The organism is Lysobacter sp. 22409 (assembly GCF_052045105.1).
Classification (GTDB): domain Bacteria; phylum Pseudomonadota; class Gammaproteobacteria; order Xanthomonadales; family Xanthomonadaceae; genus Lysobacter; species Lysobacter antibioticus_B.
This window is the reverse complement of record NZ_JBQEOE010000010.1, coordinates 54,486-70,023: the sequence shown is the minus strand read 5'-3', so window position 1 is coordinate 70,023 and position 15,538 is coordinate 54,486. Positions and strand designations below refer to the sequence as shown.

At 66.8% G+C, this 15,538-nt stretch carries 12 protein-coding genes; 5 read left to right on the top strand and 7 right to left on the bottom strand.

Features of this window, described 5'->3' with window-relative positions; all coding sequences use genetic code 11:
- The first annotated feature begins 450 nt into the window (after positions 1–450).
- The 3 genes from ACTJJK_RS07405 to ACTJJK_RS07395 all read left to right on the top strand — a co-directional run bounded on the left by ACTJJK_RS07405 (position 451) and on the right by ACTJJK_RS07395 (position 1,763).
- Positions 451–882: a hypothetical protein gene (locus ACTJJK_RS07405; RefSeq protein ID WP_440729895.1), complete on the top strand. Its 432-nt coding sequence runs from the start codon at positions 451–453 to the stop codon at positions 880–882.
- 62 nt (positions 883–944) lie between these two features.
- Positions 945–1,433 (top strand): hypothetical protein, encoded by a 489-nt coding sequence (locus tag ACTJJK_RS07400; RefSeq protein ID WP_440729894.1) that lies wholly within the window; start codon positions 945–947, stop codon positions 1,431–1,433.
- Between the two features lie 42 nt (positions 1,434–1,475).
- Entirely contained in the window at positions 1,476–1,763 is a 288-nt protein-coding gene (locus ACTJJK_RS07395; RefSeq protein ID WP_440729893.1) for a hypothetical protein, read from the top strand.
- A 121-nt stretch (positions 1,764–1,884) separates the two neighbouring features.
- Here the strand turns inward: ACTJJK_RS07395 and ACTJJK_RS07390 are convergent, their stop codons facing one another.
- The 7 genes from ACTJJK_RS07390 to ACTJJK_RS07360 all read right to left on the bottom strand — a co-directional run bounded on the left by ACTJJK_RS07390 (position 1,885) and on the right by ACTJJK_RS07360 (position 11,207).
- On the bottom strand, positions 1,885–3,351 hold the full coding sequence (locus ACTJJK_RS07390; RefSeq protein WP_440729892.1) for an XVIPCD domain-containing protein: 1,467 nt from the start codon (positions 3,349–3,351) through the stop codon (positions 1,885–1,887).
- A gap of 19 nt (positions 3,352–3,370) precedes the next feature.
- Positions 3,371–4,105 (bottom strand): hypothetical protein, encoded by a 735-nt coding sequence (locus tag ACTJJK_RS07385; RefSeq protein ID WP_440729891.1) that lies wholly within the window; start codon positions 4,103–4,105, stop codon positions 3,371–3,373.
- Positions 4,106–4,649: 544 nt separating this feature from the next.
- On the bottom strand, positions 4,650–5,300 hold the full coding sequence (locus ACTJJK_RS07380; protein ID WP_057916175.1) for a response regulator: 651 nt from the start codon (positions 5,298–5,300) through the stop codon (positions 4,650–4,652).
- 38 nt (positions 5,301–5,338) lie between these two features.
- Positions 5,339–6,082, bottom strand: coding sequence for a sensor histidine kinase (locus ACTJJK_RS07375; RefSeq protein WP_223619250.1), 744 nt, complete (start codon positions 6,080–6,082; stop codon positions 5,339–5,341).
- Positions 6,079–9,402 (bottom strand): protein kinase domain-containing protein, encoded by a 3,324-nt coding sequence (locus ACTJJK_RS07370; protein WP_440729890.1) that lies wholly within the window; start codon positions 9,400–9,402, stop codon positions 6,079–6,081. Before ACTJJK_RS07370 ends, ACTJJK_RS07375 begins: the two co-directional genes overlap by 4 nt.
- Positions 9,399–10,289, bottom strand: coding sequence for an FHA domain-containing protein (locus tag ACTJJK_RS07365; protein WP_440729889.1), 891 nt, complete (start codon positions 10,287–10,289; stop codon positions 9,399–9,401). Before ACTJJK_RS07365 ends, ACTJJK_RS07370 begins: the two co-directional genes overlap by 4 nt.
- A gap of 78 nt (positions 10,290–10,367) precedes the next feature.
- Positions 10,368–11,207 carry a DUF6689 family protein gene (locus tag ACTJJK_RS07360; RefSeq protein ID WP_031370633.1) on the bottom strand — a complete coding sequence of 280 codons (840 nt, stop codon included), beginning with the start codon at positions 11,205–11,207 and terminating at the stop codon, positions 10,368–10,370.
- Between the two features lie 210 nt (positions 11,208–11,417).
- Between ACTJJK_RS07360 and ACTJJK_RS07355 the strand changes: the two genes are divergently transcribed.
- Positions 11,418–12,794: a S8 family peptidase gene (locus ACTJJK_RS07355; RefSeq protein WP_440729888.1), complete on the top strand. Its 1,377-nt coding sequence runs from the start codon at positions 11,418–11,420 to the stop codon at positions 12,792–12,794.
- Positions 12,795–12,976: 182 nt separating this feature from the next.
- Positions 12,977–15,463, top strand: coding sequence for a S8 family peptidase (locus tag ACTJJK_RS07350; protein ID WP_440729887.1), 2,487 nt, complete (start codon positions 12,977–12,979; stop codon positions 15,461–15,463).
- The last annotated feature ends 75 nt before the right edge of the window (positions 15,464–15,538 follow it).

Here is a 15,538-nt window from a genome sequence, read left to right as displayed (position 1 = left end):
CGAGACGGCGGCGCGCGCTTGCGGCGAACAGGCGGGAACATGCTTACATCGCCCCGATCCGGTGCCCGGCCTTATGCGCCTCGACGAGGGTACGCAATGGTACACATTTGCCCATCGCCCTTCCGGGGGGCTGTTCTGGCGAGGCGCCGCCGGCGATCACCTACCGCAGGAGTCCGTTTCCGCTGCTTCGCCGCCTTAGCCCATGAGCTTTTACGTCGGCCGGTCATGTCGATGCATGCGTGTGAGTCGTGGGACGCACGACCGTCCGGGAGTGGCCATCGAACCAGGCTGGGCGACGAATCGGCTCGACTTACGGATAGTGCCGGCAATCCACGACCTCGAACGTCGGCATGCCGAGGCCGGAACGCAGCCGCCCGAGCTTGACAGCCGGCGCCACGGGAACCGAGCATCCGACATCGGCCCGCGGGGCAATCAGCATCGGACGCTGCGATGAAAGTCGTTTACCTCTGCGTCGGCCTGGCCCTGCTTTGCGGATGCGCCAGCATCGATTCCCGGCTGTCGTACAAGCACTGCAAGGCCGGCACCCCGGTGGATTGCGAACCGCACCAGTTCGCGGCCGCCAGCGAATCGGTTCTGCGTACGAACGGCCCGTCGATAAGAATCGACTGCCCTACGCATTTCTACTCGCCCCCGGAAGAGGAGATTCGCCCGGAATGCGTCGCACTGGTCGAAGCCGCGCTGACCCTGCTCAACCATCGTCTTGCCGATCGACTGAGCCCTGTCGAGACCTCCCAGGTTCAATACCGGTATCACGGCGGTTGTTACGACACCTTCATTTCCGGCCGCGAACAGGCCGATTGCTATAGCGTGATCCGCGCGACCGTGCCGATGAGGTGGCTCGAGGCGGACAGGAAAGACTAGCCTGACCGTCGCCAAGCCGGGGCCGCCGCCCCGGCGACTCGATTCAGACGAGAGAGGACGTCGTGCCCAACCGGAAATTCCTGCAGTTCATGCTCTTGTTGCCGGCTGCGATTCTTTTCCTTGGAACAGGCGCTCTGCTGTACTTATGGCTTGACGGCAACTCAAGCCCGCACACCGATGCATTGGGCATGTTCACCGGCAGCCTGGCCATGCTCAGTGGCTATGTTCTTTTCCTGGCCTGGTCATGGCGCAAACTGAACCAGGTCACCAGCTACATGCAAACATGGATGCTATTGGCCGTCTCGCCTCCGGCTTGCATCCTGCTGATGCTTGTCGTCCAGTTGGTTTCCGGCGTTGCTGCAAGCCGCATAGCTCTCAACGCAAACACAGCCTTGGACTTCGGCCTGCTCTACGGCTATCTCGTTGCGACCGGATACTCGTACGCGCTCCTGGTTGCCATCGGCAGCTGGGTGGAATACCTGTTCCGGCGCGGGCTGCGGGCCGTTCGTGATTACTCGTCCAAGCCGAAGCCACTTCGCGGCTCGGTATAGTTCTCCGCCACCGGTATTCGCCGGATGGCACCGAATAGTTACGTGACCAATTACTACAAACGCCGCTGGGACGAATCGAGAGGGGACGACTTCGACTCCTGGGGCGCATCCTGGTTTCTCTTCGAGACCGGCGATGACTTCTGGCCACAACGACAGATGGAAATCTACGATGGCGGACAGGTACTTCGCTACGATCTGGATCACATCGAAGATATTTACGGTCAACTGGGTGAAGCGCCGCTTGACCCTCTGGAGTTCGAGCCGTTTCGAATCAGTCAGGAAGAGTTCGAACGGTTGTGGTCAAGTAACGACCAGATCAACGCTCGCTGACTGTCTTGTAGGATCGCCTAAGCCGGGCTACCACTGCATCGCAATATGTGATGGAAACCTGAGCTCGACTTATCGAACCGACACGGTAAAGCACAAACAGCAATCCGGATTCAGGCATTGATCAACTCATACGTGGTCCGTTGCTTCGAGCTTGCTCTTGATTCTGATTCTGAGTCTCCGCCATGCGCTGACTCTCGACATCGAGTTTCTGTAGAGACTCGGCGATAGGCGTTTGTTCGGCAATCGCTACCGAAACTTGAGCGCGCTTGTGCGCAGGGTCGCGCAGATCGCCCTCTACGAGAAAATAGGTTTCGCCCGGGTTGACGCCGACGCTGGGCACCACATGATCGATTCGACTCAGGCCGGCTTGCTTCGCCGCTACGAACAGGCCGAGAGCAATCCGTTCGCCGCCTTCATCGAACGACCTGCCCTGCTGCTGATGGGACGCCGTCACGCCATCCTTGATCTTCTCGTACATCGCATGGTCGGCATGGCCCGCCTGACGCGGATCGGAAACCACCTTTTCAGGGCGCGCGGGCTCGGTCGTATCGCCGAACTGGTACGGAAGCTCACGGCCATTCTCTACAGCTTTCTGAAACAGCCTCACGATGCGCGCCATATCGTGTCGGTCGCTGGCATCTCCGGCTACGTTCGCGGCGTTCGCGATGCCGGAGATCCAACGTTCGTTGACTCCATATGCCGTGCCTGCCGCCTTGCCTAGCAATGGCGTCTCGGATATCGCGCCGCCGACGAGACCTACGGCCCATGCGGCATACGCCTTTATGCCCTCGCGGCCGACAAGGCTGGAGATCGACATCTTCCCTCCGATGTGATCGCCACTCTCGTGCGATACGACACTGTTGTTGACGGTGTAGTTCAAGAAACTCTGCTGCTGTACGACCCCATACTGGTATTCGGGTGCGCCTGCAGGCGTTATGTCGTGCTTCTTGAGCCAGTCCCTATAGTCTTTGGATTCAATGACATTGACGGCGCCGGGTGCGTCGAAAGTTCTCCCACCCCAGCCGAACGTGTAGGCAACCAGTTGGGCGTGAGCCCCACCGAGCGAATGCCCGGTCACCTCGATCATGTGGTCTGCGCCATACTTCTTGTGGATATCCAACGCGTAATCAAGAGCCTCCTCGAACTGAGGATTCCAGGCACCTATTAGTGCTACCTGCGCCTTGGCCGCTTGACCTTTGGTCGCCTCCGTCGCCGGGCCGGGCAAGCCGGCGGTTCCAAGAAGATCACCATCGGCGGCGAGCACTCGATTCGGACCAATCCAATCTGCCAGCTCATCGCTGCCACGGAAAGCGATCGCGAGACGACGCCCCTCCGTGGTTTCCTTCTCGAAGACAGCAGCCGTAAAACCTGATTTGCGGTCATCGCGGAAGTTCAAGCCTTCTCGCTCTTCATTCGCCCCCAGTAGGGACCAGTTCGTAGGCAGTTGGTATTCCTTCCGACCGAGGCCACTCTTCGCGACGATGAGTTCATCTCGGGCCCCATAAACGGCATCGGCCATCATCGACAGGTCCGCATCCTCGCTTAGATCGAACTTGGCGGGTGGATACAGCGAAGGTCTACTGCTCATCGCACTAACTCCTTGTGACTCACTTCCCGGTCGGATCCGCTTCCGACTCCAAATCGTAGAAGTCGACCCTGACTGTCTTCTGGCCGGACCTGAGACGATGACTTTCCTTGTAGGCGCCCTTGACCGAACTTTCCGATGCGCAAAACAACCGCGGCACCGTGTCTTGCTTAATCCCGGGCATGGGCTTGTCGTATAGAAATTTGACGCAAGGGACAATTACCGGGGCGTCCAATGCGTTCTGCTTCTGCGGGCAATCGTCCTGCCCTGTACCGTCGCAGCCCTGCGCGTCCGCTTTAGCGCCATACAGATAGCCACTTACGAGATCTTCCACCACTGTTTCATCGCTCGCATTGCCGTCCTTGATGACTGCCGCCCCAACTGACTGGAAACGCCAATTGCAGACACCGGGCAAGTACTTGTCGATGGCCACTTGCGCCTGGAAAGACTCGCCCTGACGGGTTACATCGAGGATTTCCTGACGATAGTTCGGACCGCCGCCCCATTTAGCGGCAGGGTGAGAGAAGCAGGATGGATCCTTGGCATCGGTCAGGTAATTAACGAACAGCTTCGTGGTGAGGGACTTCGGTATCCGCCCCGATAGTTGAAGAACATGGATCGGCCTGGGATTTATAGCGGGCGCGATATCCGGATTCCCAGACATATCCGCGTTGCCATCGCGAGATTGGCAACCACCCAGAGCAGGAATCAATGACAAGCCAAGGATTGGCATCACCAGCACTAGATAAGCTCGCAATGGTCGCTCCTTTTCATCGTCATATTCCTGTATGCACGAGTTGCCTACAAAATGCTGCCCCTCGCCTGCGTTGTTCTACACAGGGGACAGAACCAAAGCTGTTAGCGTAACGAGTAACATTGGCAGCGCTCACAAAGGACTTCTCCTTGTGTCGATTCGATACATCGCTATCGCAGGTTTGGCTTCCGGTCCGTACTGCAGCGTGCTTGGCAGTGTGGCCGATGATGCAGGGCTACTGCGATCCAGCCTAGCAGCGGGCCGCTTGAGGCGGCTATAGGAAAAATCCGATCGGTTGTAGACATTTGCTGCATGCGTGTAGACGAATGGCCACGGTGGCGCGGCTGGTCGGCGCGGCTGGGAGTGACGAGGCGAGATGGGTCGGGCTTTGTCGCGGCTTGCGCTGATCCTACATTCGGCGGCACCGGAGGTTGCGGCGCGAACTTTAGGTTGCACGGTCGCGGCTTGCGCCGCTCCTACCCTTTGGGCCGCGGGGCGTGCCGAGGCGAACTGGCAGGATGCAGTTGAGGTGTGCCGCGGAGCACGCTCAGTCGAGCAGGCCCTTGCGCAGGGCGTAGCGCACCAGTTCGGCGGTGTTGCGGACGTCGAGTTTGTCGAGCACGCGGGCGCGGTGGTTTTCGGCGGTCTTGGCGCTGATGTCGAGCTTGCGGGCGATCTCTTTGGTGGTCAGGCCTTCGGCGATCAGATGGAACACTTCGCGTTCGCGCGGGGTGAGGCGGCCGTAAGGGTCTTCGACGGTGCGCTCGGGGTGGCGCATCTGTTCGGCCATGGCCTTGGCCGCTTGCGGGCCGAAATAGCTGCGGCCGGCATGCAGGCTGCGCACAGCGGCGAGCAGTTCCGAGGCGGCGCTGTCTTTGACCAGGTAGCCGGAAGCGCCGGCGCGCACCGCTTGCAGTACGTACTCGTCTTCCTGGTGCATGGTCAGCACCAGCACGCGGGTGTCGGGCAGGGCTTCGCGCAAACGCCGCACGACTTCGATGCCGTTGAGGCGCGGCATCGAGATGTCGGCGACGACGATGTCGGGGCGGGTGGCGATGGCTTGGGTGACGGTCTCCAGGCCGTCGGACGCCTGGGCCACGACTTCGATCGCGCCGTCGGCCTGCAACAGGCTGACGAGACTCTCGCGTACGAGAGTGTGGTCGTCTGCGATCAGAACCCGGATAGTAAAACTCGCCATGCGGGCAAGGTGCGCGCCGGCTTCGCCGCCGTCAAGCCTCAGGCGTCGGCGACGGGCGGCAACGGCAGCACCGCGCGCAGGCGCGTGCCTTCGCCGGGCACGGAATGGATTTCGAGTTTGCCGTCGTACAGGCGCAGACGCTCGCGCATGCCGCCGAGGCCGCAGCCGCCGGACGCGGCCACCGCGTCGGGGTCGTAACCGCAACCGTCGTCGACGACTTGCAATTGCAGCAGGCCGCCTCGCGCGACGAGGCGCAAAAGCACACTGCGTGCCTGCGCATGTTTGGCCGCGTTGTTGATCGCCTCCTGGGCGACGCGGAACAGCAAGGTCTGCAGATCGCCGTCGAGCGCCGGCAGCGCTTCGATCTCGATCGCGACGTCCATGCCGCTGGCTTCGCTCTGGCTGCGCGCCAGCCAGCGCAGCGCCGGTTCCAGGCCGAGGTCGTCGAGGATCGGCGGGCGCAGCAGGCGCGAGAGCTCGCGCGTGTCTTCGAGCGTATCGGCGCACAGCGCGATCGCCGTTTCCAGTCGCGCGCGTTGCTCGGCTGACAAGCCGTCGCCGAGTTGGACCAGGCGGTGCTTGAGGGCGGTGAGGTTTTGGCCGATGCCGTCGTGCAGTTCGCGCGCGAGGCGGCGGCGCTCGTCTTCCTGCACTCGCCACACCGAGCGGCCGAGCCGGCGGAACTCGCGTTCGTTGGCTTCCAGGCGTTGCAGCAGGCTGCGGTATTGATCGCGGATGCGTTCCAGCGACAGGTCTGGCTCGGTGGGATCGGAGCGGCTCATGGCGCCTCCTTGCCTGACGGTGTTTCGATGCGGTCGAAGCCGGCGCGCAGGGCCGGCGGCAATCCGTCGCGCATGGTCTTCAGTGCGGCATCGGCCTTGTTGCGGGCGCTGCGTTCGCCGGCGACGTCGCCGGTCGCTGCGTAGGCGCGCGCGCCGAGACGATGCAGCGCTCGGGCGCGATGGAAGTCGCCGTCGCGCAGGCGCTGCACGGCTTCGCGGTAATGGCCCAGGGCAAGCGCGGGATTGCTTGCGGCCAGGGCCTGCCGCATCGCCAACTCCAGCCAGGCCAGCCGCAAGCCGGCGTGACCGAGGCTGGCGGTGGCGCGGTCGAGCGAGGGATCGACGCGCTCGTTGCCGGCCTGCTCCAGCGCGATCTGCAGTTGTAGCTGGCGTACGCCGGAGGCCTCGGCGAGTTGCCGGGCCTGGCGCAAGGCGGGGCCGGTCTGCGCCGCGCGTTGCTCGCGCGCCGCCAGCTGCGCTTGCAACAGATAGGCGATCGCGCGTTGTTCGCTGGACGCTTGTGCGAGCGGCTTGTCTTGCTCGTCGAGCAAACGCCGGGCCTCGACCAGGGCCTGCGCTTGCATGAGGGCTTGGACGCGCAGCAGGTCGACATCGACCTGGCCGCGCGCGTCTTCGCGTTGCCGGAACAGCTCGCCGGCCTGGCGCGCCTGATCGATCGCCGCAGCGTAATGGCCTTGCAGCAGTTCCAGTTCGGCGAGGTTGCGGCGGCTCACTGCGACCTCTTCCAACATCTGCTGCTGTTCGGCGGCGCTCAAGGAATGCTGCAGCAAGCGGCGCGCCTCGCCCCACTGACCGCGCGCCGTCGCGAGCAGGCCGAGATTCTGTTCGGTGCGGATGCGCCCGGTCTGTTCGCCGAGCGCAGCGTAAGCCTCGGCGGCCTGCTGCCAATACACCTGGGCGTCGTCGTAGGCGCCGAGTTGATAGTCGGCGAAGCCGATGTTGTTGAGCGCCTGCGCGGTGCCGTGCGGGTCCTCCACCTGACGCCAGGCCTGCAAAGCGCGACGGAACGCGTCGAGCGCGCCGGGGTAGTCGCCGCGCTCCTCGGCGAGCAGGCCGAGTTCGTTTTCGACCGCGGCCAAGCCGGCGCGATCGTCCAGCTCGACATGCAGCGCGCGCGCCTGCGCCAACGCGGCAGCGGCCTCGTCGAACTTGCCGGTGGTGGCAAGCACGTTGGCGAGGTTGCGCAAGCTGGTCGCCACGCCTCGGCGGTTGCCGAGCGCACGCCGCAGCTCCACCGCCTTGCGGTATTGCTCGGCGGCGTCGGCCGACTGGCCGAGACGGCCGTAGCCGACGCCGAGCGCGTTGACCGTTTCGGCTTCGCCGCCGAGGTTGCGACTGCGCTTGAACAAGACCAGCGCGCGCACGAGGTAGTCGTCGACCGCGCGCCGCGCCTGCCCCTGCAGGATCGAAAACTTGCCGAGTTCGAACCACACCCGCGGGTCGTCGCCGTCGCGCTCGGCCAGGCGCAGCAAGGCGGCGACGGCGGCCTTGAAATCGCCGCCGGCGCCGAGGCCGCGGGCGAGGTTGAGTTCGGCGTAGGTGTCGTCCGGGGTCTTGGCCAACCACTCGCGCCAGGCCGCGACGGCCTTGGGCGGGTCGCCTTGCAGCAGGGCATGTTCGGCATCGAGCCGGCGCCGCAGGCGTTCACCGATGCCGGCCACGGCCTGGCCGCGTTCGATCGCTTCGAAGGCGGCGTCCTGCTCGCCGATGGCGAGGGCGGCTTCGCCCTGCGCGAGCCAGGCCATGGCGTAATCGGGCGCGGCGGCGGTGGCGAGGTCGAACTGGGTCAGCGCATCGCTCAAGCGGCCTTGGCGACGCGCCAGCAGGCCGGCGCCATAGGCATCGAGCGCCTTGCCCGTATCGGGCAAGGCCAGCGCGATCGCCGACGGCAAGGCCAGCGCGCGCACGGTGTCCGGCTTCGCCGCCCAGGCCTGCAAGGCCGCGGTCGGGTCGGCGGCAAGCGGCCCGGCGAGGGTCTGCGCCGGGGCGCCGCCGACACGCAGTTCGGCGTCGATGCGCCAACGGCCGTCGCGCTCGATCAAGCGCGGCTGCAACACGCGCCGCGCCGCGGCGAGCCGGCTCAAGGCGGCGCTATCGGGTACGGCGTTGCCGGTCGGGTCGAGTTGCCGCAGTGCCTGCACGGTGCGTTCTTCATCGACCACCGCGACACCGGGCGATGCCGCGAGCGCATCGCGCAAATGCGCGCCCAAACCGAGCAGACGCGGCGCCAGCGCATCGTCGCCGGCATGGCGGATCGGCAAGACCAGCAGACGGTCCAGGGGCGCCGAGGCCACCTGCACCGGTGCGCTGTCGCGCTGCCACCACCACGCGCCGGCGCCGGCGAGCAAGGCCAGTGCGGCGGCCGCGGCCAGCCAGAGGGCGCGCGTGGAACGACCGCCTTCGCGATAGCCGTCGCGAGGCACTTCTTTGGCGTCGAGCGCGGCGATCACCGCGGCCGCGTCCTTGAAGCGGTGCGCCGGTTGCGGCCGCAGCAGCTTGTCGACCAGGCGCGCGATCCAGGCCGGCAGTTCGGCGCGCTGCGCCGTCACCGGCGGCGGTGTGCGCAGCATGCGTTGCGCCAGCACTTCGCTGACCGTGCCGCCGGCGAACGGCAACTGGCCGGTCAGCATTTCGTAGAGGATCAAACCGAGCGCATACAGATCGCTGCGCGCATCGAGCGCTTCGCCGCGCGCCTGCTCCGGCGACAGATAGTCCGGCGTGCCGATCACCGCGCCGGACTGGGTCAGGCCGCTGCTGGCGAGCGAGCGCGCCACGCCGAAATCGCTGATGTAGGCATTGCCCTGCGCATCCAGCAGCACGTTGGCCGGCTTGAGGTCGCGGTGCACCACGCCCTTGGCGTGCGCCGCGGCGAGGCCTTCGGCGAGTTGACGGGCGATGCGCAGGGCGCTGTCGACGGCGAACGGCCCGTCGCGGTCGAGGCGGCGATCGAGCGATTCGCCGTCGACGAAATCCATGCTGATCAGCCAACGGCCTTCGTGCTGCGCCAGGTCGTGGATGCGCACGACGTGGGCGCTGGACACTTGCCGCGCCAGCAGCAGTTCCTGACGGAAGCGTTCGAACGCATCCGGGCGGTGCATCAGTTCGGGGCGCAGCAGTTTCAGCGCGACCTGGATGTCCAGGGCAAGGTCGGTGGCGCGATAGACCACGCCCATGCCGCCGACGCCGAGCATCGACTCGATGCGGAAGCGCCCGGCCAGCACGCTGCCCGGCGGCAGATCGGCGTGTCGATAGAGACCGGTGGCGGTCGCGTCGTGCCCGGCACCGCCGGAGGAGCTCATCCCGCCTCCCCGAACTGGGCGGCGACGATGCGCTCCCACTGCGGCGCGGCCGGCTGGGCATCGAGCCATTCGCTGGTACGGCGCACGGCGATCCATACCGCCGCGCCTTCGGCGAAGGCTTCGAGCAATTCCAGGTCGAGGGTGGTGATCGCCGGCCCCGGGCGCACGCGATCGGCGTACAGCACGCCGAGGGTTTGTTCGCCGTCGAGCAGCGGCAGGCATACCAGGGTGTTGATTCCGGCCGCGACCACCGAGGCGCGCGTCGCCAGCCAGGCTTCGCTGCGGACATCGTTGGCGACGACCGCGCGGCGTTGCTGCAAGGCCCGCCGCACCGCGCCGACGCTGCCGGAGAATTCGCGCGCGCCGAGCCGGCCCGGGTCGAGCGCCAGGCTGCTGTGCACCTTATAGCCGTCACCGTCGCCGGCTTCGAACAGGACGAAACCGCGCTCGCATTGGGCCAGGTCCAACACCGCGCGCAGGCTGCCGTCGAGCAGGTCGTCGAGCCGGGTCAGGCCTTGCAGCCGCATCGTGTGTGCGGTGGCCGCGGCGCGCCGCAGCGACTGGCCCTGTTCGCCGGCGGCGATCTCGGCGGCGCTGAGCGGCGCGAATTCGCAATGCACGTCGCCGAAACGCAGCCAGTACGGCTCGGTCATGACCAGCTCGTCGACCGCGAGACCGTCGGCGAAGCTGCCGTTCTTGCTGCCGAGGTCGCGCAGGCGCCAGCCGTCGGCTTCGCCGAGCAATTCGGCGTGCCGGCGCGAGATCGAAGGGTGCGCGATGACCAGGTCGCAATCGGGCGCGCGGCCGATGCTCAACGCATCGCCCGGCCGCAAGGACCGGACGACCGCAGCGTGATCTGGCGGATAGGCGATCAGGCGCGCCTGCATCGGATCATCTTAGCGTCGCCGATGCGGGAAAGGCAGGCGCGACGGCGCAAAGCGCAAGCCGCCGATGACGCGGTGTGCTTATTGGCCGAAGTCGCGCAGGTAGGCGACGCTGAACTTCAGCGTCGCGGCCCCCGCGATCAGTTCGCCGGCATGGTTGTCGAGGTCGCGGGCGGCGCGCCACTGGTCGGCGAGCGGACTGCCGGCGCGGGCGACGGCGCGGGCGCGGAACGCATCCAGCGCCGCGATCGCATCGGCGTACTCGGCCGCGGCGACGGCGGTGGCGACGGTGTCGAGCCAGGCATCGAACGCCGCCTGCTCGGCCAAGGGCAGTTGATCGACACGGGCGCGCAGCCAGGCGATCTTCTGGGCGATCACGCTGCCGGTGGCGCGCAGGTCCGACAGCACCAGGAACTGCGAGAAACCGCCGGTGGTGCCGCGCGCGCGCACGCTGCCCGGAGCGATTTCGTCGGAGATGTCGCGGAAGTTGCCGCCCAGCGGGGCCTTGAACAAACGATACGAGCTGCCCGCGCTGTAGCTCAGCGCATGGGTATGCACCTCGACCCGCACGCTTCGGCGAAAGCTGAGCCCGCCGAGCGCCGGCGGCTCGATGGTGATCAGCAGCGGAAAGGCCGGGTCGAGCGGGGTCAGGCCGAGGCCAGGCAGGCGCGCGAGCAGGGCGCTGTCGCTGAGGCTGACCAGCTGGGCGCTGACCCCCAGGCTGGACGCCTGCAGGCCGCTGGCATCGTCGAAGGTCAGGGTGAGGTCGGCGACCGGCTGGGTGGGATCGCCGACCACGATGGTGGCGGTGTTGCCGGAAGCGTTGACGGTGACCGGCAGCGATTGCGCCGATGCGACCGCGCTGGATACGAACAGGGCGGCGGCTGCCAGCAGCCTCGACGCCAACGCCAACTTCCCCATCGCTTACTCCGGCGTACGACCACGCGGAGAGGCAGGCTAAACCGAAATGTGACGTGTGTCTCTAGGGAATTTCCCTCAGCGCCGTCCCCGGGAAGCTGACTGGGGGTTTTCCGCGCTTGCCGCTGAAGGGAATCCCGGATGCCCCGACCGCCGCGGCCGGTTCATGTTCGGCCGACACGGCCATCGGGTCATTAGGGAGTCTTCGCTCGCATGAATCGCACTCGTCGCAAGGCACTGAAACTGTCCGCCCTGTCTTTGGGCCTGCTGAGCAGCGGCCTGGCCCTGGCCGAGGCCCGGCTCGATCCGCAGCTGCTGTCGAAGCTGAATTCGACGGCCACGAACGAGCCGCTGCAGATCGTGGTCAGCTACAAGCAAGCCAGCCCGGTCACGACCGGCCAGGTCGCCGCTCTGCAGGCGCTCGGCATCGCCAAGGGCATCCGCATGCGCAGCCTGCCGATCGCCGGCGCCCTGGCGACCGCGGCGCAGATCCGCGCCCTCGCGCAGCGCGACGATGTCGCCGCGATCCATTTCAACCGCAGCCTGCGCTACTACAACGCCGACGCACGCCGGCTGTCCGGCGTCGACCGCCTGCAGGCGACGCCCTCGCTCGGCTACACCGGGCGCGGCGTCACCGTGATGGTCAACGACTCCGGCATCGACGCCACTCACGACGACCTGAAATTCGGCAACCACGTGGTCGAGAACGTACAGGCGCTGACCAACCTGGCCTCGGTGACCGGTTTCGGCCCGGCGACTTACCTGGAAGGCCAACTCAATACCGACCTCAGCTCCGGCCACGGCACCCATTGCGCCGGCAGCGTCGGCGGCAGCGGCGCGCGTTCGGGCGGCCAGCAGCGCGGCGTCGCCCCGGCCGCCGACCTGGTCGGCTACGGTTCCGGCGCGGTGATCTCGATCCTCGATGCGGTCGGCGGCTTCGACTACGCCATCGCCAAGCAACACGCGTTCAATTCGCCAATCAAAGTGATCTCCAATTCCTGGGGCAGCAGCGGCGCCTTCGACCCCACCGACCCGGTCAACCTCGCCAGCTATGCGGCGTACAAGAAGGGCATCGTCAGCGTGTTCGCCGCCGGCAACGACGGCCCGGCCGAAAACACCCACAACCCTTACGCGCAGGCGCCGTGGGTGATCTCGGTGGGCGCCGGCGAGAAGGACGGCACGCTGGCCGACTTCTCCTCGCGCGGCCAGCGCGGCGAAAGCGGCAGCTTCACCATGAGCGACGGCTCGCACTGGACCTACGTCAACCAGCCGAGCCTGGTCGCGACCGGCGTCGATGTCGTGTCCGCGCGCGCCTTGACCGGCGCCTTGCCCTTGTTGGCGACGCCGCAGGACGCCGCCCTCGGCCTGCAGGCGCCGTTCTACACCCACATGAGCGGCACCTCGATGGCGACGCCGCATGTCGCCGGTATCGTCGCCCTGCTGTTCGAGGCCAACCCCGGGCTGAGCCCGCTCGAGGTCAAACAGGTGCTGCAATCCACCGCCGACCCGATGACCGGACGCCAGCCTTACGAGGTCGGCAGCGGTCATGTCGATGCCTACGAGGCGGCCCAGGTCGCGCAGGGGCTGTAAGCACGGCGGCAGGCCCCTGCCGCGGCAGCGCGGTAGGGCCGTCGCACGGCCTTGCTCGGCCCTCGGCACCTGAGGGTTTCTCCCCAGCCGGGTTAGGGGGAAGTCCCGATGCGATGGCCCCGGGCGGCTGCGAATACTCCGGACACGCCTCACGTCCTGGGCGTTTCCGGAGCCATTCGACCATGTCATCGCGAATTCCCCGTAAGACCTTCCGCGTCTGCGCCATCGCCGTCGGCGTACTCGCCAGCGGCGTCGCCCTGGCCGACGCCCACCTCGACCCGCAGTTGCTCAAGCGCATGGCCGCCGTCGCCGGCACCGAGCCGCTGCAGGTGGTGGTCAGCTACAAGCAGTCCAGCCCGGTGACCCCGGCCCAGGTCGCGGCGCTGCGCGCGCTCGGCATCGACCAGGGCGTGACCATGCGGACCCTGCCGATCGCCGGCGCCCTGGCGACGCCGGCGGAGATCCGCGCCTTGGCCCAGCGCGACGACGTCGCCTCGATCTACTGGAATGCGCCGCTGCGCTACTTCAACAAGGAAGCGCGCGAGATCACCGGCGCCGCCCGCACCGTCGACAACCCCGGCGACTACGTGCGCGCCGTGCCGTTCAGCGGCGCCGGCGTCACCGTGGTGGTCAACGACTCCGGCATCGACGCCACCCACGACGACCTCAAGTTCCGCGAGCACGTGGTCGAGAACACCCTCGGCACCACCAACCTCAACTCGCTCGACTCGATGCTGCCGATCTCCTACACCGAGGGCGTGATCAACACCGACCTCGGTTCCGGCCACGGCACCCATTGCGCCGGCACCATCGGCGGCAACGGCGCCCGCTCCAACGGCCTGTACCGCGGCGTGGCGCCGGGTGCGGACCTGGTCGGTTACGGCTCGGGTGCAGTGTTGCTGATCCTCGATGCGGTCGGCGGCCTCGACTACGCCGCGACCAAGCAGTTCAGCTTCGATCACCCGATCCGCGTGACCAGCAACTCCTGGGGCAGCAGCGGCAAGTTCGATCCGCTCAACCCGGTCAACGTTTCGACCTACGAGCTGTACAAGCGCGGCATCGTCAGCGTGTTCGCCGCCGGCAACGACGGCCCCGGCGAAGACACCCACAACCCCTACGCACAGGCGCCGTGGGTGATCTCGGTCGGCGCCGGCGAGAAGGACGGCGTGCTGACCGGCTTCTCCTCGCGCGGCAAGCGCGGCGAGAGCGGCAGCTTCACCATGCCCGACGGCCGCCAGTGGACCTACTTCAACCAGCCCACCATCGTCGCGCCGGGCGTGGACATCGTGTCCACGCGCGCGCTGACCGGCGCCCTGCCGGCGACCGAAGCGCAGCACGACGCCGAAACCCTGGCGCCGGCCTATCTGGCCCACTACACCCACATGAGCGGCACCTCGATGGCGACGCCGCACGTCGCGGGCATCGTGGCGCTGATGCTGGAAGCCAATCCGAACCTGACCCCGGCGCAGATCAAGGACATCCTCGAGCGCACCTCGACCAACATGACCGGCCGCCTGGCCTGGGAAGCCGGTGCCGGCCACGTCAACGCCTACACCGCGGTCGCCGAGGCCGCCGCGCTGCGCTACGGCTTCGGCGCCACGGTCAACCCGCTGCGTGCGTTCAACGCCAACGCGATCCTGTCCGGCGGCGTGCCGAACCTGCCGTTCTCGGTCGACTTCGCTCCGGTCGGCACGGTCGAGGAGCAAAGCTTCACCGTCGCCAGCGACATCGCCTGGGTCGCCGCCCGCGCCACCATCGGCGAGAACACGCTGGCGGTGGTGCTGACCGATCCGGACGGCATCAAGTACGGCTCCTCGATCGCCCTGCCGGTGCTCGGCGACACCGTCACCACCGGCGCGCCCGGCAAGCCTGGCCTGTGGAAGGTCAGCGTGCGCGGCGTCGGCTCGGTGTCCGGCACCAACCTCGACCCGGCCAAGGTCACCAACGGCTACGGCCTGCCAGGCACGGTCGATGGCGAAATCAGTTTCCTCAAGAGCGGCGGCTACACCGGCATGGGCGACGTCGCCACCCACCCGGCGCGCTCGGCGATCGAATTCGCCGTCGCCAACCGCTTGGTCGACGGTTACTCGGATCAGCAGTTCCGCCCCGATGCCACGCTCAAGCGCAGCGAACTGGCGCAATACCTGTTGATGGGCCAGAGCGTGCGCCAGTACCTGCCGTTCAACGGCCGCTCCAGCTTCAGCGACCTCTCGCCCGGCGACGCGCGTTACGCTTATGCCGAATCCGCGGTCGCCAACGGCGGCGCACTGCGCGACCTGAGCCAGTCGCAGGACGGCGTGATGGGCACGCTCAACGGCGCGTTCCGCCCGAACGACAGCGTCAGCCGGGTCAGCCTGGCCTATTCGCTGGTGCAGAGCCTGGCCTTGCAGAGCGAAGCGCGCGCGTTCAACGGCCAGCTGACCGCGTTCTACGACGGCAAGCGCATTGCCGTCGACGATGCGGCGTCGATCCCGGCCAGCCTGCGCGGTTACGTGCAGTTGGCCCTCGACCGCGGCCTGATCAATGCGCGCTTCGCCGTCACCCAGGGGCCGTTCGATCTGCAACCGACCCTGCACGCCTACTTCGACCCCGGCAAGACGGTGAGCCGCGCCGCCTTCGCGGTCGCCGCAGGCCGTTACCTGGTCGCTTACCAGAGCGCCCAGGACTGAGCTGCGAGGCAGGCAGGGAAGCTTGACGAGCGGCCCGGGAAACCGGGCCGCTTTGTTGTCGGCCGCATCCGGCAT

Coding starts and splice junctions, on each gene's coding strand:
- ACTJJK_RS07350 (WP_440729887.1), top strand. CDS start 12,977: ATGTCATCGCGAATTCCCCGTAAGACCTTCCGCGTCTGCGCCATCGCC.
- ACTJJK_RS07370 (WP_440729890.1), bottom strand. CDS start 9,402: ATGAGCTCCTCCGGCGGTGCCGGGCACGACGCGACCGCCACCGGTCTC.
- ACTJJK_RS07380 (WP_057916175.1), bottom strand. CDS start 5,300: ATGGCGAGTTTTACTATCCGGGTTCTGATCGCAGACGACCACACTCTC.
- ACTJJK_RS07390 (WP_440729892.1), bottom strand. CDS start 3,351: ATGAGCAGTAGACCTTCGCTGTATCCACCCGCCAAGTTCGATCTAAGC.
- ACTJJK_RS07375 (WP_223619250.1), bottom strand. CDS start 6,082: ATGAGCCGCTCCGATCCCACCGAGCCAGACCTGTCGCTGGAACGCATC.
- ACTJJK_RS07405 (WP_440729895.1), top strand. CDS start 451: ATGAAAGTCGTTTACCTCTGCGTCGGCCTGGCCCTGCTTTGCGGATGC.
- ACTJJK_RS07355 (WP_440729888.1), top strand. CDS start 11,418: ATGAATCGCACTCGTCGCAAGGCACTGAAACTGTCCGCCCTGTCTTTG.
- ACTJJK_RS07365 (WP_440729889.1), bottom strand. CDS start 10,289: ATGCAGGCGCGCCTGATCGCCTATCCGCCAGATCACGCTGCGGTCGTC.
- ACTJJK_RS07360 (WP_031370633.1), bottom strand. CDS start 11,207: ATGGGGAAGTTGGCGTTGGCGTCGAGGCTGCTGGCAGCCGCCGCCCTG.